Origin of the sequence: Kluyvera sichuanensis (genome assembly GCF_014218705.1) — a bacterium.
Taxonomy (GTDB): domain Bacteria; phylum Pseudomonadota; class Gammaproteobacteria; order Enterobacterales; family Enterobacteriaceae; genus Kluyvera; species Kluyvera sichuanensis.
Genome location: NZ_JABBJF010000008.1, coordinates 121,997 through 144,997, shown reverse-complemented (window position 1 = coordinate 144,997; position 23,001 = coordinate 121,997). Strand labels below are relative to the sequence as shown.

The window sequence follows — 23,001 nt, the reverse complement described above, 5'->3', positions numbered from 1 at the left end:
CACCGATCTGCGCGCTTTTTGCCCAACGTTGGTTCATGTGATCGGTTTCACGAATTAATCAAAAACAAAAATTAGATCTTGATGTAACAAAAATAACACATGAATATTATGTGGAACCGGTTTCCTATGCAACGTTTCATCACCCCGCCACACCGGGCGATGAGCGATAAGTACCCTACTGATAAAACAGGATTTTCCGATGTCTAAAAACTATGCGGCTCTGGCGCAATCCGTGGTGGGCGCGCTTGGCGGCGTGGAGAACATCTCCGCCGTCACGCACTGCATGACTCGCCTGCGCTTTGTACTGAAAGATGAAACGCAGGTCGACAGCGCCAGCCTCAAGGGCATCAGCGGCGTGCTGGGCGTGGTGCGTAATGACAACCAGTGCCAGGTGATTATCGGCAACACCGTCTCCCAGGCCTACCGTGAGGTGGTGAACCTGCTGCCGAGCAACCTGCAGCCTGCCGCCCCGGTCGGAAAACCGAAACTCACCTTACGCCGTATCGGCGCGGGGATCCTCGACGCGCTGATCGGCACCATGTCGCCGCTGATCCCGGCAATTATCGGCGGATCGATGGTTAAGCTGCTGGCGATGATCCTCGAGATGACCGGCGTGCTGCCAAAAGGCGCACCGACGCTCACTATTCTGACGGTGATCGGCGACGGCGCGTTCTTCTTCCTACCGCTGATGGTCGCCGCCTCTGCGGCGGTGAAGTTCAAAACCAATATGTCACTGGCGATTGCTATTGCCGGGGTGCTGGTGCATCCGAGCTTTATTGAGCTGATGGCGAAAGCGGCTCAGGGCGAGCACGTCGAATTCGCCTTTATCCCGGTAACGGCGGTGAAGTACACCTATACCGTGATCCCGGCGCTGGTGATGACCTGGTGCCTCTCCTACATTGAACACTGGGTCGATAAGATCACCCCGGCGGTCACTAAAAACTTCCTTAAACCGATGCTGATCGTGTTGATCGCCGCACCGCTGGCGATCCTGCTGATTGGCCCGATTGGCATCTGGATCGGTAGCGCCATCTCCGCATTGGTGTACACCATTCACGGCTACCTCGGCTGGCTGTCGGTCGCCATTATGGGCGCACTGTGGCCGCTGCTGGTGATGACCGGGATGCACCGCGTCTTTACGCCCACCATCATTCAGACCATCGCCGAGACCGGCAAAGAGGGCATGGTGATGCCGTCGGAAATTGGCGCCAACCTGTCGCTCGGCGGTTCGTCGCTGGCGGTGGCATGGAAAACCAAAAACCCGGAGTTGCGTCAGACCGCGCTGGCGGCGGCCGCTTCCGCCATTCTGGCCGGCATTTCTGAACCGGCGCTGTACGGCGTCGCCATCCGTCTGAAACGCCCGCTGATCGCCAGCCTGATAAGCGGCTTTATCTGCGGCGGCATTGCCGGTGCCGTCGGGCTTGCCAGCCACTCCATGGCCGCACCGGGCCTGTTCACCAGCGTGCAGTTCTTCGACCCGGCCAACCCGATGACGATCGTCTGGGTGTTTGGGGTGATGGCGCTGGCGGTGGTGCTCTCCTTTGTGCTGACGTTGATTCTTGGTTTTGAGGATATTCCCGTCGAAGAGGCCGCCGCTGAGGCGCGCAAGCGTGAGGCCACCGCGCCTGCCGGTGCGGCAGCGGCACGAATTTCATAATTTTTTAGCGAGGTAACGCATGTCGACATTTCCGCAAGGGTTTCTCTGGGGCGGCGCCATTGCCGCCAACCAGGCTGAAGGGGCTTATCTTGAGGGTGGCAAAGGGCTGACCACCGTGGATATGATCCCGCACGGCGTAAACCGCCTGCCGGTGAAGCTGGGGCAAGAGAAGCGCTTTACGCTGCGCGACGATGAGTTCTACCCGAGCCATCAGGCGATCGATTTTTATCATCGCTACAAAGAAGATATCGCGCTGATGGCGGAGATGGGCTTTACCGTGTTCCGCACCTCGATTGCCTGGAGCCGACTCTACCCGAACGGCGACGAACTGACGCCAAACGAAGCGGGCATCGCTTTCTACCGCGACCTGTTCCTCGAGTGCCAGAAGTACGGCATTGAGCCGCTGGTCACCCTGTGCCACTTCGACGTACCGATGTATCTGGTCACCGAGTATGGTTCATGGCGCAACCGCAAAATGGTCGATTTTTTCGCCCGCTATGCCCGCACCTGCTTTGAGGCGTTCGACGGGCTGGTGAAGTACTGGCTAACCTTCAACGAAATCAACATTATGCTGCACAGCCCGTTCTCCGGCGCGGGGCTGGTGTTTGAAGAGGGTGAAAACCAGGATCAGGTGAAATACCAGGCCGCGCACCACGAGCTGGTCGCCAGCGCACTGGCCACCAAAATCGCCCATGAGGTCAACCCGCAAAACCAGGTCGGCTGCATGCTGGCGGGCGGTAATTTCTACCCTTACTCCTGCAAGCCGGAAGACGTGTGGGCGGCGCTGGAGAAAGACCGCGAGAACCTGTTCTTTATCGACGTGCAGGCGCGCGGCCGCTATCCGGCCTACTCGGCGCGGGTGTTCCGCGAGAAAGGCGTGACGATCGCTAAAGAAGCGGGCGATGACGAGATCCTCAAGCACACCGTCGATTTTGTTTCGTTCAGCTACTACGCCTCGCGCTGCGCGTCGGCGGAGATGAATGCCAACAATACCAACGCGGCAAACATCGTGAAGTCGCTGAAAAACCCGTATATCGAAGCCAGCGAATGGGGCTGGGGCATCGACCCGCTCGGCCTGCGCATCACCATGAACATGATGTACGACCGCTACCAGAAGCCGCTGTTCCTGGTGGAAAACGGCCTTGGCGCGAAAGACGTGGTTAACGCTGACGGGCAGATTGATGACGATTACCGCATCAGCTATCTGCGTGAACATATTCGGGCGATGGGGGAAGCGATTGAGGACGGGATTCCGGTGATGGGTTACACCACCTGGGGCTGTATTGATCTCGTGGCGGCGTCGACCGGTGAGATGAGCAAGCGCTATGGGTTTGTCTACGTTGACCGTGATGATGCGGGGAATGGGACGCTGGCGCGGACGCGTAAGAAGTCGTTCTGGTGGTATAAGAAGGTGATTGCCAGCAACGGGGAAGATTTGGCGTAGGTGCCAGGTTTCCCCTCACCCTAACCCTCTCCCCAAAGGGGCGAGGGGACCGTCAGGTGCGGTTTGGGGATATGAACTCATTGCGTTAAAGCGGCACGGGTTTTCTCCCTCTCCCTTCCAGGGAGAGGGCCGGGGTGAGGGTACAAACGACGACTACTCTTCGTCCTCAGCTTCCAACTGCGCAAACCCGCCGTTCCCCTGCCACCCTTCAAGACGCTGATAAACCACCTCAACCGCATCTTTGATCGCCTGGGTCATCGGGTAATAAAAGCCCACGATATCCGGCTGAATACCGAGGAAAATCACCTCACCCACGTCGTCTTTCAGCTGATCCACCAGGTAGTTCAGCGGCATATTGTGGGTAGTCATCATAAACATCTCGGCGATGTCGTCCGGGTCGATAATGCGAATCTCGCCCGGGTTCAGCCCCATATCGGTGGCATCAACAATCAGCAGGCGAGCTGGGTTCAACTCGCGGATCGCCACAATATCGTTTTCCGGCGCGCTGCCGCCGTCAATCACAACCCACGCCCCTTTCGGCTGGGCTGCACACATTTCTGCCAGCAGAGGGCCAGCGCCATCGTCGCCCATCATGCTATTGCCGACACAGAGTAAAACGTCAGTCATGGTCATTCCTCAATCGTAAAATCAGTCGCGCAGGCGACGCACCATCAGATAGATGGCGCTCTCCTGATGAATGGCGTGCAGCATATTGAGCATCGCCTGGCTCCACTCTTTTTGCTGCGGGGTTTGTGACGCCCGCGCTTTATCAAACGCGTTCGCCAACATCGACACGTGGTTGCTGTCGATGACAATCTCGCCGTACTTCGGCACGCCTTCCATCTTGCGCCGCGCCGTACTGTCCGCTTCAAGCGTAGCAATCCACGCCAGATATTCATCCCACGGGCAGGTCAGCGCGGCTTCGAGGCAGTCGATGACCCCGAGGTGGTGGCCAATCGCCAGGCTGTAATAGACAACCTGCTGCGCCTCGGAAGGCGTGGCATCGTTCTCATCAATAAATTTACGGCTCAGTTGACTGAACACCACCTGTTCGCTCATCGAATACGTGCCTCTTCTACTACGTGGTTAAGCTGCGTGACGATTTCCGTCAGACGCGGATCGTTTTCTGTGGCCAGCCACTGCTGAACCTGAGTGTCACCCTGGCCCAGATGCAGCATATAGTCGTCGGCAATCTGGCGACCATAACGATAGCCAGCCAGACGGCGCGCGGCACGGTCAACCTGCACGCGCAGCGGCTGGACCATATCCGGATGCAGAATTTCAGCCGGCTGTGCGTCCAGTTCACTTGGCGCACGCGCGTGGATTTTCTGCTCCAGCAGACCCAGCGCCATGGCAAAGCCGTACAGCGTTGCCGCAGGCGTTGGCGGGCAGCCAGGAATGTACACGTCTACGGGTACAATTTTATCGGTGCCGCCCCAGACGCAGTACAGGTCGTGGAAGATACCGCCGCTGTTGCCGCAGGCGCCGTAGGAGATACAGATTTTCGGGTCCGGCGCGGACTGCCAGGCGCGCAGCGCCGGCGAACGCATGGCGCGGGTGACCGCACCGGTAAACAGCAGAATGTCGGCATGACGCGGTGACGGCACCACTTTAATACCAAAACGTTCGGCGTCGAACAGCGGTGAAAGCGTGGCAAAAATTTCGATTTCGCAGCCGTTACAGCCGCCGCAGTCCACGCGGTACACGTAGGCGGAACGCTTGATGTTTTTCAGCAGCGACGCTTTCATGCTGGCGATAGATTCTTCTACCGTCATCGGCACCGGCATGCCGTTGTCGTCGCGTGGCCCTATTAAGTTGCTCATCAGATGGCCTCTTTCATGTGGCGAGTCAGGTCAATACGGTCGGAAGGCACCAAACATTTCTGACGCTTACATTCCGGGCAGGTCTCAAAGCTTTCGCGGTGATTTTCCGCGCGGCTGTCGCCGTTGTGCTTGAGCAGCGCAATGGCGTAATCAATCTCTTTTTGCACTGCAAACGGACGGTTGCAGACGCGGCAGTTGCAGATATCAAAACGGGACTGCTGCAAGAAATCTTCTTTCTTCCACACCGCCAGTTCGTACTCCTGCGACAGCTTGATCGCCGCCGTCGGGCATACTTCTTCACAGCGGCCGCAGAAGATGCAGCGGCCGAGGTTGAACTGCCACGCCAGCTGATTGCTGACGCGGTCGGTTTCCACCGTCAGGGCGTTCGACGGGCAGGCGTTCACGCACGCCGCGCAGCCGATACACTGCTGCGGGTTGTGTTCCGGCTTGCCGCGGAAGTTTTTATCAACCGGCATCGGTTCCAGCGGATAGGACGATGTCGTAGTGCCGGTTTTGATGACTTTTTTGATAAAGGTAAACATGACGATTCCTTATTTCAGCGGCGAGTTCTTACGCTCGATGCTGTAGCGCTCAAGCTCTTTGTACGGCACGACCTTGCTCTTCTTCTTACGCACGTCAACCACGGTCATACGGTCGGTACAGGAGTAGCAAGGATCGAGGCTACCGATAATCAGCGGCGCATCGGAAACGGTGTTGCCGCGCAGCATGTAGCGCAGGGTTGGCCAGTTGGCGTAGGTCGCCGCGCGGCAGCGCCAGCGGTACAGCTTCTGGTTGTCGCCGGTCATGCTCCAGTGAATATCATCGCCACGAGGCGCTTCTGAGAAGCCCAGCGCGAAACGGTTAGGAATGTAGGTGAACCCTTCCACCGCCAGCGGGCCGCCCGGCAGGTTATCGAGGCCGTAATCAATCATGTTCAGCGCGGTGAACACTTCGTTGATACGCACTTTCAGGCGGGAGATAACGTCACAACCCTGCTCGCTGTGTACTTCCATCGGCAGCAGACCGTAGCCCACAAACGGGTGATCGGCACGGGTATCACGGGCGTGGCCGCTGGCGCGAACCATCGGACCGACGTTACTGAAGTCACGGGCGATTTCCGGATCCAGGCGGCCGATACCGACGGTGCGCTGTTCCATGTTCGGGGTGCTCAGCAGAATATCCACCAGATCCTGCACGTCGCGACGCATCTGCTGCGCCAGCTGACGGGTCTGGATCATGTCGTCTTTCAGGAAGTCACGACGGATGCCGCCAATCAGGTTCAGGCCGTAGGTTTTACGCGCGCCGGTGAGGATTTCCGCCATTTTCATGGAGGCTTCACGAACGCGGAAGAACTGCATAAAGCCGGAGTCAAAACCGGTGAAGTGGCACGCCAGGCCGAGGTTCAGCAGGTGCGAGTGCAGACGCTCAACTTCCAGCAGAATGGCGCGGATCATCTGCGCACGTTCCGGCACCACGATGCCCATCGCGTTCTCGACGGAGGTGGTGTAGGCGGTGCTGTGGGCAAAACCACAGATGCCGCACACGCGGTCGGACAGGAAGGTCACTTCGTTGTAACCCATGCGGGTTTCCGCCAGTTTTTCCATGCCACGGTGGACATAGAACAGACGGTAGTCGGCGTCGATAATGTTCTCGCCGTCAACGAACAGGCGGAAGTGGCCCGGTTCATCGGAGGTGACGTGCAGCGGGCCAATTGGCACCACGTTGTTTTTCTTGCTGCCCAGCTCGTTGATGAACTCGTAGGTTTCGGCATCCGTGGTCGGTGCCGGGCGCTGACGGTAGTCCATGCTGTCTTTACGCAGCGGGTACAGCTCGTCTGGCCAATCATCCGGCAGCACCAGACGACGTTCGTCAGGCAGGCCCACCGGGCGCAGGCCGTACATGTCGCGCACTTCGCGCTCGCCCCAGACCGCCGCCGGAACGCGTGGCGTGACGGACGGGTATTCGAGGGTGTTCGGATCGACTTCGACGCGCACGGTAATCCAGCACTTGGTGCCTTTTTCCATCGACAGCACGTAGTAGACCGCATAGTGTCCGTTCAGTTTACGTTCGTCGTTGCCGAACAGCACCGACAGCCAGCCGCCCTGCTGGTAGTAAAGAAACTCGACGACTTCCGGCAGGTAGTTCACCTTCACGGTAATCGTTAACTGGTCTTTGGTCTGCCAGGCTTCGTCCAGCACCACGCCCGGGAAGGACTGGTGCAGCGCAGCGAGGTAGTGTTGACCCACTTTTTCTTCAGACATGCTCAAAACTCTCTTATCACGCCACCAGCAAGGAGACGAAGGCTAAAAAGGCTAAACCGAACCCGGTCCAGGTGATACGACCGGTAATATCCAGACGCAGACGCGCCATGCTGTTTTCGAACAGCGCGATAATCAGCACGCCAACCACCAGCTTGACGATGGCGGCAATCACGGCAACCACCAGCCCACCAACGCTAAAGCTGGTCATCTGTCCCCACGGGATGAAGACGCCAACGAACATCTGCAGCACCACCAGCTGTTTCAGGCTGATGCCCCACTTCAGCACGCCGAAGCCGCTGCCGCTGTATTCAGACAGTGGGCCTTCCTGCAGCTCCTGCTCCGCTTCCGCTAAGTCGAACGGCAGTTTGCCCATTTCGATAAAGGTGGCGAAGGCACAGGCGCAGAAGGCCAGCGCCAGCGGAATGCTGCGGCTGACCGGCCAGTGGTAAACCGTGGCAGTGATGTTACTGATATGGGTAGAGCCTGCGACCAGCGCAGCGACCCACAGACCCAGCAGCAGAATCGGCTCCACCAGCACGCCGAGCATCGCTTCACGGCTTGCGCCGATGGCGGTGAACGGGCTACCGGTGTCGAGACCGGCAATGGCGAAGAAGAAACGCGCGACGGCAAACAGGTAGATAAGGGTAATCAAGTCGCCCAGACCCGGCAGCGGGGAAGCAACAGTCACCACCGGCAGCGCGGTCGCAATCGTCAGCATCACGCCAACCATCACAAACGGCGTCAGGCGGAACACCCAGCCGGAAGCGTCCGGGCCAATGCTCTGACGGCCCAGCAGTTTGATGATGTCGCGATACTCCTGCATCACGCCCGGCCCGCGACGGTTATGCAACCGTGCGCGCAGCACGCGGGTGATACCAGACAGCAGCGGCGCGACGGCAAACAGCACCAGCGCCTGCAGTACAGCAAATATGAACGTCATGTTCAGGCTCCTCGAGAGATGACAATCACGACCAGCACCGCCAGTTCAACCAGCGCCAGGCGTTGCAGCAGCAGCGGCGCCGCCGCGTTCTGCCAGCCCGGAACCAGAGAGACCGGGTTAAGCCATTTGCGCAGTTTCAGTACCGGGGCAAAGGCCTGTTTCACCGGCATCGCAAAACCGTGCGCGGTGATCACCATGGATTGTTCGTGGTCGTAACCACAGACCCACGCCGCGCCGCGAGAACGGCTTGGCAGGCGGTTGCCTTTGAGCAGCGCCAGAATGATGAACGGCAGCAGCGGACAGGCAATCAGCAGCAGGGTAATCATCGGCTGGGAGACCACGGTGTGCGCGGTAGCCATCGGCAGCGGCACGGCGGCGCTCAGCATTGGCAGCAGCCACGGCGCGGCAACGCCGCCAACGATGCACAGCAGCGCCATCACCACGGTGCTGATCGCCATCAGCAGCGGTGCGCAGCAGGCGTTTTCCGCCTCTTTAGTGCGCGGTGCGCCAAGGAAGGTAACGCCGTAGACTTTCGCCATACACATCACCGCCAGTGCGCCGGTGATCGCCAGGCCAACGGCCAGCAACGGCCCCAGCAGACGACCAATAAACGCTCCGCTGGTGCTCAGCTTGAAGAAGGACTGGTAGATAACCCATTCGCCAGCAAAGCCGTTCAGCGGCGGCAGCGCAGCCATCGCCATCAGGCCGACCAGCATCGCCAGGGAGATCATCGGCATACGTTTACCGATACCGCCCAGCTTCTCGATGTCGCGGTGGCCGGTACGGAACCAAACCGAGCCCGCGCCGAGGAACAGCGTGGTTTTGAACAGGCTATGGTTAAGCAGATGGTACAGACCACCGGTCAGACCCAGCGCCACCATCACCGGCTCCTGCAGTGCCAGGCCGGTCACGCCGACGCCTAAACCGAGCAGGATGATGCCGATGTTTTCCAGCGTGTGGTACGCCAACAGACGCTGAATGTTGTGCTCCATCAGCGCGTACAGACCGCCGACAAACGCGGTGATCATGCCCAACACCAGCAGCGCAATGCCCCACCACAGCGGCTGAACATCACCCAGCAGCGACACGGTGAGAATGCCGAGCAGACCCACTTTCATCACCACGGTAGAGAACAGCGCGGCAGCCGGTGCGCTCGCGTTGGCGTGAGCCTGCGGCACCCAGCCGTGCAGCGGGATAATCCCTGCCAGCAGGCCGAAGCCCATCACGCAAAGTACCCAGATGTCAGAACCGATTGGCAGCATCTGCGCACGTTCGTTCAGCAGCACCAGATCCAGCGTGCCGTAGCGCTGCCACAGCAGCAGGCAGGCAATCGCCAGCAGAATAGTGCCCAGACGGCCCAGTGCAAACCACAGCTTGCCGGAGGAGGCGCAGCCGGTGAGGAACGCGCCGCACAGCGCCATGATTTCCGCCATCACCACCAGCGAACCGAAGCTGCTCGCCACGATCGCGCAGACGGCAGCCGCCAGCAGGATGTTAATCAGCAGGCCGTTGCTTTTGACGTTCGGATGACGATGCCAGTCAATGTTATAGAGGCTGACAAACAGGCCGCACAGGCCGAGCGCAATCAGCCATACCGCGTTCAGCGGGGAGACCAGCACGGTGTAGTGGACCAGCGACAGGCTGCCCAATACCGGGTAACCGTGAACCAGCACCTGAACGCCCGCCAGCCCCGCGCACAGGCTGCCCAGCGCGCCGCCGATGCCGGCAACAAAACCGCTCAGGGATTTATTAAACGACAGCACAAAGGACAGCACGGCGGCGGCGGCAAACCAGGCCACTGCGCTATTAATCAACGTCATGACGCTCATTTCGCCTCTCCTTGTTGCGCCTGGAACAGCGTCAAATCGCCTAAGTCGGTATGGAAGGTCAGCTCACGTTTGCGTTTGCTGACGCGGGCGATGTCCATGTTGTTCACCAGATGCAGCGCTTTGGTCGGGCAGGTACGCACGCAGGCTGGGCCTTCTTCGTCGAAGTGGCACAGGTCGCATTTCACCGCGATAGCACGGATACCAGGCACCCAGTCCAGCAGCGTACTGACGCGAGCCGGAGCCGGCGGCGCAGGCAGCGCTTTCGGCGAGTTAGCGTTGGCCGGGATATCCAGCGGACGGCTACCGGAAAATTCAATCGCCCCAAACGGGCAGGCAATGCCGCACAGTTTGCAGCTCACGCACAGGCTTTCGTTCAGCTGTACGGCGCCATCGACGCGGGTAATCGCATTTACCGGGCAAACCCCGGCGCACGGCGCGTCTTCACAGTGGTGACACATCTGTGGCGCGGATTCTTTTTCATTGAGCATTACTCTAAGCCGCGGCATAGATTGCAGGCCGTGGTGGCGATGCGTTTCCGCACAGGCCGCTTCACAGGTACGGCAACCGATACAAACGGTAGAGTCAGCAATTACAAAACGATTCACCAGGTCTTCCTCAGGTGACAGTCATTTTTGACGAAATTATGCAGAGCAAGTGTCATTTCGACACCCGTCGACACACCGATAATCAAGCGTGAGAAGCCCGTTGAGGCTCTTGTGCCAGCTGGCTGAAACTCACCGGGCTGTCGCTTTCAAGCGCCGCATACAGGGTGTCGTATACCGGCGAAATTTTTTCCAGGTAATGCTCCAGCACCTGCTCGCGGTCGCGGATATTGACGGTGCCGTCAATAAAGCCGTTCATGCTCATCTCGGCGCTGCCTACGCACTGTTTATTCAGGCCGTCGCGGGTTTCAACTACGTACTCAACGGTGTGGCTGTTAAAGCCGCTGGCCAGGCTCACAGAAACCACGAAGTGTTCGAACAGCACGAAGCTCAGCTCTTTCTCTGGCGCGCAGTTCATGGCGTGATGCAGACGCGCTTTGGACAACGTAATCCCTTGAACCAGAGAGTTGCAGTAGACACGCCATTGATCCTGATGGCGGCGGTGACGATCGGCGATATAGTCGGCCTTCTCGCTAATTTCCCAAATAGTCATGTCGGTTACCCGGTTAATAGAAACAAGCCTCCTAAGCACTTTTCATGCCATGTTTTTAACCTGCTGATTTTATTTAACTTTAATGAAATGACACTGCCGGAGTGACATGTCATTTCGTCAGTGCGACATCGTCATCGACAGTCTTTACGCCCCATATTTCATCTCTGGCATCGTTATTGCATTACTCCTGCGAGTGATGTACCAGGAGGCGTTATGCACGAAATCACGCTCTGCCAGCGAGCGCTGGAAATTGTCGAACAACAGGCGATACAAAACGGCGCGAAGCGCGTCACCGGCGTCTGGATGAAGGTCGGTGCTTTTTCTTGTGTAGAGACGAGCGCAATGACCTTTTGTTTTGATCTGGTGTGCCGCGGCACGCTGGCTGAAGGCTGTACACTGCACGTCGAAGAACAGGAGGCGGAATGCTGGTGTGAATCCTGCCAGCAGTATGTTCAGCTCGTGTCAGTTCACGTGCGCCGTTGTCCGCAATGCCATAGCGACAACCTGCGCATCGTCGCCGACGACGGTTTACAGATTCAGCGAATTGAAATTGATCAGGAGTAAAGTATGTGTACCACCTGTGGTTGTGCCGATGGCAACCTCTATATAGAGGGCGATGAACGTAACCCGCACTCGCTGTTCCGCAGCGCGCCTTTCGCCCCGGCAGGCCGTCCGGCAATCTCCATTACCGGCGTCAGAACCCGAGAATTTGAACCGCAGGCCGCGGATAACGGCGACCTGCACTACGGCCACGGCGAAGCGGGCACTCACGCGCCGGGCATGAGCCAGCGCCGGATGCTGGAAGTCGAAATAGATGTGCTGGATAAAAACAACCAGATTGCCGCCCGCAACCGCGCACGCTTTGCCGCCCGCGAACAGCTGGTGCTGAATCTGGTCTCCAGCCCTGGCTCCGGTAAAACTACCCTGCTCACCGAAACCCTGATGCGTCTGAAAGACCGCGTCTCCTGCGCCGTTATCGAAGGCGACCAGCAGACGGTGAACGACGCCGCGCGTATCCGCGCCACCGGCACCCCGGCGATTCAGGTCAACACCGGTAAGGGCTGCCACCTTGATGCGCAGATGATTGCCGACGCTGCCCCGCGCCTGCCGCTTGAGAGCAACGGGATTCTGTTTATTGAGAACGTCGGCAACCTGGTCTGCCCGGCGAGCTTTGATCTGGGCGAACGCCACAAAGTCGCCGTGCTGTCGGTCACCGAAGGTGAAGACAAGCCGCTCAAGTACCCGCATATGTTTGCCGCCGCGTCGGTCATGCTGCTCAACAAAGTTGACCTGCTGCCGTACCTCAACTTCGACGTTGAGAAGTGCCTCGCCTGCGCGCGCGAAGTGAACCCGAATATTGAAATCATCCTGCTCTCCGCCACCAGCGGCGAAGGCATGGATAGCTGGCTGAACTGGCTGGAGACGCAGCGATGTGCATAGGCATTCCGGGACAAATTTCTGCCATTGATGGCGTACAGGCGAAGGTAGATGTTTGCGGCATTAAGCGCGACGTCGACCTGACGTTGGTCGGCGCAGTGGACGAAAACGGTCAGTCGCGCATCGGCCAGTGGGTGCTGGTGCACGTGGGTTTTGCCATGAGCATCATCAACGAAGAAGAGGCGCGCGATACCCTCGCGGCGCTGGAAAATATGTTTGAAGTCGAGCCCGACGTTGGCGCGCTGCTTTTTGGCGAGGAACGGTAATGCGTTTTGTTGATGAGTACCGCGCGCCCGAGCAGGTGATGCAGTTGATTGCCCACCTGAAAAGCCGGGCGCAGCATCTGGCCTATACCGCTGAACGCCCACTGCGCATCATGGAAGTGTGCGGCGGCCACACGCACGCGATTTTCAAATTCGGTCTCGACCAACTGCTGCCGGAGAACATCGAATTTATCCACGGGCCGGGCTGCCCGGTGTGCGTACTGCCGATGGGGCGCATCGACACCTGTATTGAAATCGCCAGCCATAAAGAGGTGATTTTCTGTACCTTCGGCGACGCTATGCGCGTGCCGGGGAAAAACGGCTCGCTGATGCAGGCGAAGTCACGCGGTGCGGATATCCGCATCGTCTATTCGCCGATGGACGCCTTAAAGCTGGCGCAGCAGAACCCGGACCGTAAAGTGGTGTTCTTCGGCTTAGGCTTTGAAACCACCATGCCGACCACCGCCATCACGCTGCAACAGGCGAAGGCGCAGAAGGTCAGTAACTTCTTCTTTTTCTGTCAGCACATTACGCTGATTCCCACGCTGCGCAGCCTGCTCGACCAGCCGGACAACGGTATCGATGCGTTTCTGGCGCCGGGCCACGTCAGCATGGTCATCGGCACCCACGCCTACGGCTTTATCGCCAGCGACTATCAGCGCCCGCTGGTGGTGGCAGGTTTTGAGCCGGTTGACCTGCTGCAGGGCGTGAACATGCTGGTGGAGCAGAAAATTACCGCCTCGCCTTGCGTCGAAAACCAGTACCGCCGCGTGGTGCCGGACGATGGCAACCTGCTTGCACAAAACGCCATTGCCGAGGTATTTGCCGTCAAGGGCGACAGCGAATGGCGCGGCCTGGGGTTAATCAACGACTCCGGTGTGCAACTGACGCCAGACTATCAAGCATTCGACGCGGAAGCGCACTTCAAACCGCAGCCACAGCGCGTCTGCGATGACCCGCGCGCCCGCTGCGGCGACGTGCTGACCGGCCGCTGCAAACCACATCAGTGCCCGCTGTTTGGCGCCACCTGCAACCCGCAGAGCGCGTTTGGCGCGCTGATGGTGTCGTCGGAAGGCGCCTGCGCCGCCTGGTATCAATATCGCAGTCAGGAGGCAGAAGCATGAAAAGTATTCAGTTAGCGCACGGGAGCGGCGGGCTGGCGATGCAGCAGCTGATCGACAGCCTGTTTATGAAAGCCTTCGCCAACCCCTGGCTGGCAGAGCAGGAAGATCAGGCGCGTCTGTCGCTGGCCTCGCTGACCGCCCACGGCGACCGCCTGGCCTTCTCCACCGACAGCTACGTCATTGACCCGCTGTTCTTCCCCGGCGGCAATATCGGCAAGCTGGCGATTTGCGGCACCGCCAACGATGTGGCGGTGAGCGGCGCGGTGCCACGCTACCTCTCCTGCGGCTTTATTATTGAAGAAGGGCTGCCGATGGAGACGCTGGAGGCGGTGGTCAACAGCATGGCGGAGACGGCCAAAGCGGCGGATATCGCCATCGTCACCGGCGACACCAAGGTCGTGGGTCGTGGCGCGGCGGATAAGCTGTTTATCAATACCGCCGGAATGGGTGCCATCCCGTCCGATATTCACTGGGGCGCGGCAACGCTCACCCCGGGGGATCTGCTGATGGTCAGCGGCACGCTCGGCGACCACGGCGCGACCATCCTCAACCTACGCGAACAGCTCGGTCTTGACGGCGAACTGCAGAGCGACTGCGCGGTGCTGACGCCGCTTATCCAGAGCCTGCGCCCAATTGCCGGGGTGAAAGCGCTACGTGATGCCACCCGCGGCGGCGTCAACGCGGTGGCCCATGAGTTTGCCGCCACCAGCGGCCACGGTGTTGAAATTCATGAACAACATATTCCGCTGAAAGACGCGGTGCGCGGCGTGTGCGAATTATTAGGGCTTGACGCGCTTAACTTCGCAAATGAAGGTAAACTGGTGATCGGCGTGACCCGCGAAGCAGCCGATGAGGTGCTCGCCGCACTGCGCGCCCATCCGCTGGGGCGTGATGCCGCTATCATTGGCGAAGTCACGGAACGCCGTGGGGTTCGCGTTGCCGGGCTGTACGGCGTGAAACGCACGCTGGATCTTCCTCACGCCGAACCGCTGCCACGAATCTGTTAACAGGCCGCTCAAGGTCTGAAATTTATTATTATTATTAGAGCTTATCCCCGTCAGTATGGTGACGGGATAGGCTTTTGGCGATCGCACCCACCGCGGTGCATTTATGGGCAAGCTACATGTCGTATACACCGATGGGCGATCTCGGCCAGCAAGGGCTGTTTGATATCACCCGGACTCTTCTCCAACAACCCGATCTGGCCGCACTCAGCGAAACGCTGGCGCAGCTGGCAAAACAATCTGCGCTAGCGGACAGCGCGGCGATCATCCTGCTGCAGCCGGGAAACCACCGCGCGGGCTACCACGCCACGCATGAAGCGGGTAAACCCATCGCCTATGAAGACGATAGCGTGCTGGCAAACGGCCCGGTCAGACGACTGCTGTCTCGCCCCGATGCCCTGCACTGCAGCTACAGCGAGTTCCATGAAGCCTGGCCGCAACTGGCCCACAGCGGGCTCTACTCACCGTTCGGGCACTACTGTCTGCTACCGCTGGCGGCGGAAGGACGCATCTTCGGCGGCTGCGAGTTTATCCGCCAGAACGACCAGCCGTGGAGCGAAAAAGAGTACCAGCGCCTGCATACATTTACCCAGATTGTTGCCGTCGTCACCGAGCAGATCCAAAGCCGGGTGACCAACAACGTCGATTACGATCTGCTGTGCCGCGAGCGCGATAATTTCCGTATTCTGGTGGCGATTACCAACGCCGTGCTGTCGCGCCTCGACATGGACGATCTGGTCGGCGCAGTAGCCAAAGAGATCCACTACTACTTCAATATCGACGCCATCAGCGTGGTGCTGCGCGGCAACCGCAAAGGCAAGCTGAATATCTACTCAACGCACTATATTGACGTCAACGATCCGGTCCACGATCAGAGCGAAGTGAACGAATCCGGCACGCTGACCGAACGCGTGTTTAAGAGCCAGGAGATGCTCAAGCTCAATCTCCACGAACAGGACAAGCTGGCCCCGTACGAGCGCCAGCTGTTTGAAATGTGGGACGATAAAATTCAGACGCTGTGCCTGCTGCCGCTGATGTCCGGCGACAAAATGCTCGGCGTGCTGAAGCTTGCCCAGTGCGACGAAAAAGTGTTCTGCGCCGCCAACCTGAAGCTGCTCAAGCAAATTGCAGAGCGCGTCTCCATTGCCGTCGATAACGCCCTCGCCTATCAGGAAATACACCGTCTGAAAGAGCGTCTGGTGGACGAGAATCTCGCGCTGACCGAACAGCTGAACAACGTTGACGGCGAGTTTGGCGAGATAATCGGCCGCAGCGAAGCGATGTTCAACGTGCTCAAGCAGGTTGAGATGGTGGCGCCAAGCGACAGCACCGTGCTGATCCTCGGCGAAACCGGCACCGGTAAAGAGCTGATTGCCCGCGCCATCCACAATCTGAGCGGCCGTAACAGCCGCCGGATGGTGAAGATGAACTGCGCGGCAATGCCGGCTGGCCTGCTGGAAAGCGACCTCTTCGGCCACGAGCGCGGCGCATTTACCGGTGCCAGCGCCCAGCGCATTGGCCGCTTTGAACTGGCGGATAAAAGCTCCATGTTCCTCGATGAAGTGGGCGATATGCCGCTAGAGCTGCAGCCGAAGCTGCTGCGCGTGTTGCAGGAGCAGGAGTTCGAACGCCTCGGCAGCAATAAGCTGATCCAGACTGATGTACGCTTGATCGCCGCCACTAACCGCGATCTCAAGCAGATGGTGCTGGATCGCGAATTCCGTAGCGATCTTTACTATCGCCTGAATGTCTTCCCGATCCACCTGCCGCCGCTGCGCGAGCGCCCGGAAGATATTCCGCTGCTGGTCAAAGCCTTCACCTTTAAAATCGCCCGCCGTTTGGGGCGCAACATCGACAGCATTCCGGCGGAAACGCTGCGGACCTTAAGCCAGATGGAATGGCCGGGTAACGTGCGCGAGCTGGAAAACGTGATTGAGCGTGCGGTGCTGCTGACCCGCGGCAGCGTGCTGCAGCTTTCTCTGCCGGAGCTGGCCTTTGCCAGCGAAGCGCCGCCGGAGCCAATGCCGATGGCGGAGTCGCCGAAAGAGGGAGAGGACGAATATCAGCTGATTGTTCGGGTGCTGAGAGAGACCAACGGCGTAGTGGCCGGGGCGAAAGGCGCGGCGCAGCGTCTGGGGCTTAAACGCACCACATTGCTCTCAAGAATGAAACGCCTGGGTATTGATAAAGATACGTTAATGTAAAAACTGTGGCTATACTGACCTCTGATTCAATAACGAGTGAATGGAGGCAGTATCGTATGGCAGTTTCAGCACGCAACCAATTAACAGGCACCATCAGCGCAGTCTCTACCGGCGCGGTCAACGACGAAATCGAACTGACCCTGCCGGGCGGCGCAAAGCTGGTCGCTATCGTCACTCACAGCAGTAAAGAAGCGCTGGGCCTGGTCAATGGTAAGGAAGCCATTGCGCTGATTAAAGCCCCGTGGGTCACGCTGGCAACCGAAGACTGTGGTCTGAAATTCTCCGCCCGCAACCAGTTTGCCGGTGAAGTCACTCAGGTGACCGAAGGCGCGGTGAACGCTACCGTACATATCAAAACCGATGCTGGCTTTGAGATTGTTGCCGTGGTCACCAACGAAAGCCAGAGCGAGATGAAGCTGGCGAAAGGCAGCCGCGCGATTACGCTGATCAAAGCATCCGCGATTCTGATCGCCACCCGCGCGTAAGTTTTCTCCGGCGTCGCTGCGCTCGGCCGGGCTACATTCGGTTCGTAGCCCGGCCGAGCAACGCGACGCCGGGAATAGCATCCACCTCACACCTTCTCGTTTCTCTATTTATGAAACATCGTTTTGTGAATTCATTCCCGTTCTCACGATGTCATGGATGATAAATAAGCGTTTTCCCCGTGGAGACGTCTATGATTCGCTTACCTCTGTCCGCCGCTCTTGCTCTGGCATTTTCCGTACAGACGGCTGTTGCCGCCCTACCCGTTTTTTCCATCTGGCCCGGTGGCGAAGCGCCTGGCGCTAAAAACAGCCCGGTGAGCTACGCGCTGGTTGAACGCAGCAAAGACCCGAGCCTGCCGGATCGCGCCGTTACCGGCATCCGCGCCCCGGAAATCACCGTCTACGCCCCGGCACATCCGAACGGCGTCGCGCTGCTGGTGACACCCGGCGGATCCTACCAACGAGTGGTACTGGATAAAGAAGGCAGCGATTTAGCCGCGCCGTTTAACGACAAAGGCTACACCCTGTTCGTGATGACCTACCGCATGCCCGCCGATGGTCATGCCGAAGGGGCCAATGCGCCATTAGCTGACGCCCAGCGAGCGCTGCGCACGCTACGCGCTAACGCCACGAAGTGGCATATTGATCCGCAAAAAATTGGCGTGATGGGGTTCTCGGCGGGTGGTCACGTGGCCGCAAGCCTGGAGACGCGCTACGACGAAACGGTATATTCCCCGCTCGATGCCATCGATAAACAGAGCGCACGCCCCGACTTCGTGGTGCTCGGCTACCCGGTTATCTCGATGGATAAAACCATAGCTCACCCCGGCTCGCGCACGGCGCTGATTGGCGACACGCCAACGGCCGAGCAGATTAAGCACTACTCTCCCGAGCGGAACGTCACCGCACAAACGCCGCCAACCTTCCTGATGCACGCGGTGGATGACCCGTCGGTACCGGTCGATAACTCGCTGGTGATGTTCAACGCCCTGCGCGCGCACAATGTGCAGACCGAGCTGCATCTGTTCGCCGAAGGGAAGCATGGATTTGGTATTCGCGGTGCCAAAGGCCTGCCCGCCGCCGCATGGCCAGAGCTGGCGATGAACTGGATTGCTTCTCTGCCGTAAAACTCCCCCGGCGTCGCTGCGCTCGGCCGGACTACATTCGTTTCGTAGCCCGGCCAAGCAACGCGACGCCGGGTATTGCACCCAGACAAAATTGAGATCTCATTTTTCCCTTTTGATCACAATAATCCAGTAAATCACCTCATTCTCTTCTGTCTCCTCGCCCCGCATTTGCCTAACGTAGATCCCATAACAAACGTCAGGTTAATCCTCCGAGGAGCCCGCAAAATGACTAATCGTATTCAGCGCCTGAAAGACGCCCTCTTCGCCAACCCGCGCGAAATCTCCCTTGAACGCGCCGTCCTCTACACCGAAAGCCATCGTCAGACCGACGGCGAGCCGGTGCTCATTCGCCGCGCCAAAGCCACCGCCCATATTCTCGATAACGTCGCCATCAGCATTCGTGAAGATGAGTTGATTGCCGGGAACCGCACCATCAAACCACGCGCCGGGATTATGTCGCCGGAGATGGACCCGTACTGGCTGTTAAAAGAGCTGGACCAGTTCCCGACTCGCCCGCAGGACCGCTTCAACATTAGCGATGACGATAAGCGCCTGTACCGCGACGAACTGTTCCCGTACTGGGAAAAGCGCTCGATGAAGGATTTCATCAACGCCCAGATGACCGACGAAGTAAAAGCCGCCGTCAGCACGCAGATTTTCAGCGTCAACCAGACCGACAAAGGCCAGGGCCATATCATTATCGACTACCCGCGCCTGCTGAATAACGGCCTGGACGCGCTGGTTAATGAGATGCACGCCCATCTGCGCGAGCAGCCTGATAACGTCTTTTATCAGGCGGTGCTGATTCTGCTGGAAGCCTCCCAGCGCCACATCCTGCGCTACGCCGCGCTGGCCGACGAGATGGCAAGCGGCTGCAATGACCCGCAGCGTCGTCAGGAGCTGGAAACCATCGCTAGCATCTCGCGCCATAACGCCGCGCAGAAGCCGGAAAACTTCTGGCAGGCCAGCCAGCTGTTCTGGTACATGAACATCATTTTGCAGTATGAGTCGAACGCCAGTTCCATTTCGCTCGGCCGCTTTGACCAGTACATGCTGCCGTTCTGGCAGGCGTCGCTGAACCACGGCGAAGACCCGGCGTTTATGCAGGAATTGCTCGAATCCTTGTGGGTGAAGTGCAACGATATCGTGCTGCTGCGTTCCACCAGTAGCGCCCGCTACTTCGCGGGCTTCCCGACCGGCTACACCGCCCTGCTCGGCGGCCTGACCGAGAACGGTCGCAGCGCGGTGAACATCCTCTCCTTTACCTGTCTGGATGCCTACCAGAACGTGCGCCTGCCGCAGCCGAACCTCGGCGTGCGGGTCAACGAACTGATTGACCGCCCGTTCCTGCGCAAAACCGCCGAAACCGTGCGCCTCGGCACCGGGATCCCGCAGATCTTCAACGATGAAGTGGTGGTGCCCGCGTTCCTCAACCGCGGCGTGTCGCTGGAAGATGCCCGCGATTACGCGGTGGTCGGCTGCGTCGAGCTGTCGATTCCGGGGCGCACCTACGGGTTGCACGATATCGCCATGTTCAACCTGTTGAAGGTGATGGAAATCGTCATGCTTGAGCACGAAGGCAATGCGCAACTCACCTACGACGACCTGCTGACGAGCATTCGCGACAAGATTCGCCACTACATTAAGCTGATGGTGGAAGGCAGCAATATCTGCGATATCGGCCATCGCGACTGGGCGCCGGTGCCGCTGCTCTCCTCGTTTGTTGAAGACTGTATCGCCAACGGCAAAGACATCACCGACGGCGGCGCGCGCTACAATTTCTCCGGGGTACAGGGTATCGGAATCGCCAACCTGAGCGATTCGCTGCATGCGCTGAAAGGGATGGTGTTCGACCAGCAGCGCATGAGCTTCGACGAACTGCTGGCGGTGCTGAAGGCCAACTTCGCCACGCCGGAGGGCGAGAAGGTTCGCGCACGGCTGATTAACCGCTTTGAAAAATACGGTAACGACATTGACGATGTTGATAACATCAGCGCCGATCTGCTGCGTTTTTACTGCAAAGAGGTGGAAAAGTACCGTAACCCGCGCGGCGGCCAGTTTACGCCGGGCTCCTATACCGTCTCTGCCCACGTGCCGCTGGGATCGGTGGTGGGCGCGACGCCGGACGGACGTTTTGCCGGTGAACAGCTGGCGGACGGCGGGCTGTCGCCGATGGTCGGCCAGGACGGTCAGGGGCCAACGGCGGTGCTGAAGTCAGTGAGCAAGCTCGATAACTATCTGCTCTCTAACGGCACGCTGCTGAACGTCAAGTTCACCCCGGCGACGCTGGAGGGGGAAAGCGGTCTCAACAAGCTGGCGGATTTCCTGCACGCCTTTACCAAACTCAAGCTCCAGCATATTCAGTTCAACGTGGTGAACGCCGAAACCCTGCGCGAAGCCCAGCAGCGCCCGCAGGATTTTGCCGGGCTGGTGGTTCGCGTGGCGGGCTACAGCGCCTTCTTTGTCGAACTGTCGAAGGAGATTCAGGATGACATTATCCGCCGCACCGCGCATCAACTGTGAGGTGATTGAGACGCGCGCCGACACGGCGCGCATTTTCAATATCCAGCGCTATTCGCTTAACGACGGTCAGGGCATCCGCACGGTGGTGTTCTTTAAAGGCTGCCCACATACCTGCCCGTGGTGCGCCAACCCGGAGTCGATGTCGCCGAAAATCGAGACCGTCCGCCGGGAGAGCAAGTGCCTGCACTGCGCCACCTGTTTGCAGGATGCCGAGGAGTGTCCGTCCGGGGCGTGGGAACATATTGGCCGTGACGTGACGCTGGAATCGCTCGAACGGGAAGTGCTCAAAGACGACGTGTTCTTCCGCGCGTCGGGCGGCGGCGTAACGCTTTCCGGCGGCGAAGTGCTGATGCAGGCCGAGTTCGCCACCCGCTTTTTACAGCGTCTCAAGCAGTGGGGCATTCGCACCGCCATTGAAACCGCGGGCGATACCTCCCCTCGCCGCCTGCTGCCGCTGGCGCAGGCGTGCGATGAGGTGCTGTTTGACCTGAAAATCATGGACTGCGCGCAGGCGCGTCAGGTGCTCAGCATGAACCAGCCGCGGGTGCTGGAGAACTTTCGCCTGCTGGTGACGGAGGGCATCAAAGTGATTCCACGGCTGCCGCTGATCCCTGGTTACACCCTCAACGCTAAGAACGTCGCACAGATTCTGGCGTTTCTGGCGCCGCTGCCTATTGAGGAAGTGCATCTGCTGCCGTTCCATCAGTACGGCGAGCCGAAGTATTCCCTGCTGGAGCGCGAGTGGGCAATGGCGGGGATAAAAGCGCCGGAGCTCGAGGAGATTGCACCAATTCAAGCGATGGTGGAACAAGCGGGATATCGGGTGGTGATGGGGGGATGAGCGCCGAGCATCCCCGGCGGCGCTCCGCTTGGCCGGGCTACACGCTCATGTAGCCCGGGCGAGGCGTTTATGCCGACCCCGGGGCCGGCACAACATCTCATTCCACATCCAACAACCACTTCTGCGCCGGGGTCAACCGGCTCGCCGTTTCCGGCGTTAACCAGCGGCGCTGATCCTGCTGCGCGGTATCCGCACGGTCGATATACAGCCCGTGAAGTACCCGGCGGCGAGAGCCTTCGCGGTTAGTGGTGCCACCGTGCCAGGCGTGGGCGTTGTAGATCATCACACTGCCTGCTGGCGCCTCAAAAATCACCTCATCCGGGTGCGGCAACCCCACATCCTCCAGCACCTCTTCCGGCAATTCCGGGCGCAGATGGGTTGCCGGAATAATCCGCGGCGCGCCGTTGGCGGCGTAGAGATCGTCAATCGCCCAGATGGTGTTGACCAGGTGAACCTTCGGGAAATCCGGACGCGGCTTTTTCCAGTCAGCGTGTAGCGGCTGATGGCCGCCGTTGTACAGCGCCTCGCGGGCGTTGAGGCTGGAAATTTTAAACTCGCCCTCAAAGATATAGCGGCACGCCGACAAAATCAGCGGATGCGACCACACCTTCTCCCACACCACGCCCTTGTTGACGAGGTTCGCCACGCGCGTCGCCGTCTCTTCCTGATGGTGCTCCACCGCCAGGTTCTCCCCTTCTTTCTCCACCAGATAGTCAATGCGCTCGCGCATCGCCGCCAGCCAGTCGGCATCCGCCACGCCGTGGACGATGGTGTAACCCTGAGTATCCAGTTCATGTTTCATTGTCGCTGACAGTTCGCCACTCGCGCCCAGCGCCTCCAGCCAGAATGCCGCTTGCTTGTCCATACCGCCCTCTCTTTTGTTA

22 protein-coding genes are annotated in these 23,001 nt (G+C 59.2%); 12 read left to right on the top strand and 10 right to left on the bottom strand.

Going from position 1 to position 23,001, the window contains the following annotated elements; genetic code table 11:
- Nucleotides 1–199: 199 nt before the first annotated feature.
- Both ascF and HII27_RS11645 read left to right on the top strand, forming a co-directional pair.
- Complete coding sequence (ascF, locus tag HII27_RS11650) at nucleotides 200–1,657, top strand: PTS cellobiose/arbutin/salicin transporter subunit IIBC (protein ID WP_185668052.1); 1,458 nt, start codon at nucleotides 200–202, stop codon at nucleotides 1,655–1,657.
- Between the two features lie 19 nt (nucleotides 1,658–1,676).
- Nucleotides 1,677–3,101 (top strand): 6-phospho-beta-glucosidase, encoded by a 1,425-nt coding sequence (locus tag HII27_RS11645; protein WP_185668051.1) that lies wholly within the window; start codon nucleotides 1,677–1,679, stop codon nucleotides 3,099–3,101.
- 153 nt (nucleotides 3,102–3,254) lie between these two features.
- Here the strand turns inward: HII27_RS11645 and hycI are convergent, their stop codons facing one another.
- The 9 genes from hycI to hycA form a co-directional block, all read right to left on the bottom strand.
- Nucleotides 3,255–3,728 (bottom strand): hydrogenase maturation peptidase HycI, encoded by a 474-nt coding sequence (gene hycI / locus HII27_RS11640; protein WP_185668050.1) that lies wholly within the window; start codon nucleotides 3,726–3,728, stop codon nucleotides 3,255–3,257.
- A gap of 21 nt (nucleotides 3,729–3,749) precedes the next feature.
- A complete protein-coding gene (locus tag HII27_RS11635) occupies nucleotides 3,750–4,160 on the bottom strand; it encodes a formate hydrogenlyase maturation HycH family protein (RefSeq protein WP_065357866.1) in 411 nt (136 codons plus the stop codon).
- The gene (locus tag HII27_RS11630; RefSeq protein WP_035892565.1) at nucleotides 4,157–4,924 is read right to left on the bottom strand and encodes an NADH-quinone oxidoreductase subunit B family protein; all 768 of its coding nucleotides are present in this window, start codon (nucleotides 4,922–4,924) and stop codon (nucleotides 4,157–4,159) included. The genes HII27_RS11635 and HII27_RS11630 overlap by 4 nt, the downstream gene beginning before the upstream one ends.
- Nucleotides 4,924–5,466, bottom strand: coding sequence for a formate hydrogenlyase complex iron-sulfur subunit (locus tag HII27_RS11625; protein WP_035892566.1), 543 nt, complete (start codon nucleotides 5,464–5,466; stop codon nucleotides 4,924–4,926). Before HII27_RS11625 ends, HII27_RS11630 begins: the two co-directional genes overlap by 1 nt.
- A 9-nt stretch (nucleotides 5,467–5,475) precedes the next feature.
- Entirely contained in the window at nucleotides 5,476–7,185 is a 1,710-nt protein-coding gene (hycE, locus tag HII27_RS11620; protein ID WP_185668049.1) for a formate hydrogenlyase subunit HycE, read from the bottom strand.
- A gap of 16 nt (nucleotides 7,186–7,201) precedes the next feature.
- Complete coding sequence (locus HII27_RS11615; protein ID WP_185668048.1) at nucleotides 7,202–8,125, bottom strand: respiratory chain complex I subunit 1 family protein; 924 nt, start codon at nucleotides 8,123–8,125, stop codon at nucleotides 7,202–7,204.
- Between the two features lie 2 nt (nucleotides 8,126–8,127).
- Nucleotides 8,128–9,954, bottom strand: a complete 1,827-nt coding sequence (hycC, locus tag HII27_RS11610) for a formate hydrogenlyase subunit 3 (protein ID WP_185668047.1) — start codon at nucleotides 9,952–9,954, stop codon at nucleotides 8,128–8,130.
- Nucleotides 9,951–10,559 carry a 4Fe-4S dicluster domain-containing protein gene (locus tag HII27_RS11605; RefSeq protein ID WP_185668046.1) on the bottom strand — a complete coding sequence of 203 codons (609 nt, stop codon included), beginning with the start codon at nucleotides 10,557–10,559 and terminating at the stop codon, nucleotides 9,951–9,953. Before HII27_RS11605 ends, hycC begins: the two co-directional genes overlap by 4 nt.
- An 82-nt stretch (nucleotides 10,560–10,641) precedes the next feature.
- Nucleotides 10,642–11,109 (bottom strand): formate hydrogenlyase regulator HycA, encoded by a 468-nt coding sequence (gene hycA / locus HII27_RS11600; protein ID WP_185668045.1) that lies wholly within the window; start codon nucleotides 11,107–11,109, stop codon nucleotides 10,642–10,644.
- Between the two features lie 213 nt (nucleotides 11,110–11,322).
- Here hycA and hypA point away from each other — a divergent pair, with 213 nt between their 5' ends.
- The 10 genes from hypA to HII27_RS11550 all read left to right on the top strand — a co-directional run bounded on the left by hypA (nucleotide 11,323) and on the right by HII27_RS11550 (nucleotide 22,117).
- On the top strand, nucleotides 11,323–11,673 hold the full coding sequence (gene hypA, locus HII27_RS11595; protein WP_185668044.1) for a hydrogenase maturation nickel metallochaperone HypA: 351 nt from the start codon (nucleotides 11,323–11,325) through the stop codon (nucleotides 11,671–11,673).
- 3 nt (nucleotides 11,674–11,676) lie between these two features.
- The gene (gene hypB / locus HII27_RS11590; protein WP_185668043.1) at nucleotides 11,677–12,549 is read left to right on the top strand and encodes a hydrogenase nickel incorporation protein HypB; all 873 of its coding nucleotides are present in this window, start codon (nucleotides 11,677–11,679) and stop codon (nucleotides 12,547–12,549) included.
- Nucleotides 12,540–12,812, top strand: coding sequence for a HypC/HybG/HupF family hydrogenase formation chaperone (locus HII27_RS11585; RefSeq protein WP_035892574.1), 273 nt, complete (start codon nucleotides 12,540–12,542; stop codon nucleotides 12,810–12,812). Before hypB ends, HII27_RS11585 begins: the two co-directional genes overlap by 10 nt.
- On the top strand, nucleotides 12,812–13,933 hold the full coding sequence (hypD, locus tag HII27_RS11580; protein ID WP_185668042.1) for a hydrogenase formation protein HypD: 1,122 nt from the start codon (nucleotides 12,812–12,814) through the stop codon (nucleotides 13,931–13,933). Before HII27_RS11585 ends, hypD begins: the two co-directional genes overlap by 1 nt.
- Complete coding sequence (gene hypE / locus HII27_RS11575; RefSeq protein ID WP_185668041.1) at nucleotides 13,930–14,940, top strand: hydrogenase expression/formation protein HypE; 1,011 nt, start codon at nucleotides 13,930–13,932, stop codon at nucleotides 14,938–14,940. Before hypD ends, hypE begins: the two co-directional genes overlap by 4 nt.
- Nucleotides 14,941–15,056: 116 nt before the next feature.
- Nucleotides 15,057–17,141 (top strand): formate hydrogenlyase transcriptional activator FlhA, encoded by a 2,085-nt coding sequence (gene flhA / locus HII27_RS11570; protein WP_185668040.1) that lies wholly within the window; start codon nucleotides 15,057–15,059, stop codon nucleotides 17,139–17,141.
- A gap of 56 nt (nucleotides 17,142–17,197) precedes the next feature.
- Nucleotides 17,198–17,626, top strand: coding sequence for a TOBE domain-containing protein (locus HII27_RS11565; protein ID WP_185668039.1), 429 nt, complete (start codon nucleotides 17,198–17,200; stop codon nucleotides 17,624–17,626).
- 191 nt (nucleotides 17,627–17,817) lie between these two features.
- Complete coding sequence (locus HII27_RS11560) at nucleotides 17,818–18,753, top strand: alpha/beta hydrolase (RefSeq protein ID WP_185668038.1); 936 nt, start codon at nucleotides 17,818–17,820, stop codon at nucleotides 18,751–18,753.
- A gap of 225 nt (nucleotides 18,754–18,978) precedes the next feature.
- A complete protein-coding gene (locus HII27_RS11555; protein WP_185668037.1) occupies nucleotides 18,979–21,276 on the top strand; it encodes a formate C-acetyltransferase in 2,298 nt (765 codons plus the stop codon).
- A complete protein-coding gene (locus tag HII27_RS11550; protein ID WP_185668036.1) occupies nucleotides 21,242–22,117 on the top strand; it encodes a [formate-C-acetyltransferase]-activating enzyme in 876 nt (291 codons plus the stop codon). The genes HII27_RS11555 and HII27_RS11550 overlap by 35 nt, the downstream gene beginning before the upstream one ends.
- Before the next feature lie 97 nt (nucleotides 22,118–22,214).
- Here HII27_RS11550 and HII27_RS11545 read toward each other — a convergent pair whose 3' ends face one another.
- A complete protein-coding gene (locus tag HII27_RS11545) occupies nucleotides 22,215–22,982 on the bottom strand; it encodes a phytanoyl-CoA dioxygenase family protein (RefSeq protein WP_185668035.1) in 768 nt (255 codons plus the stop codon).
- Between the last annotated feature and the right edge of the window lie 19 nt (nucleotides 22,983–23,001).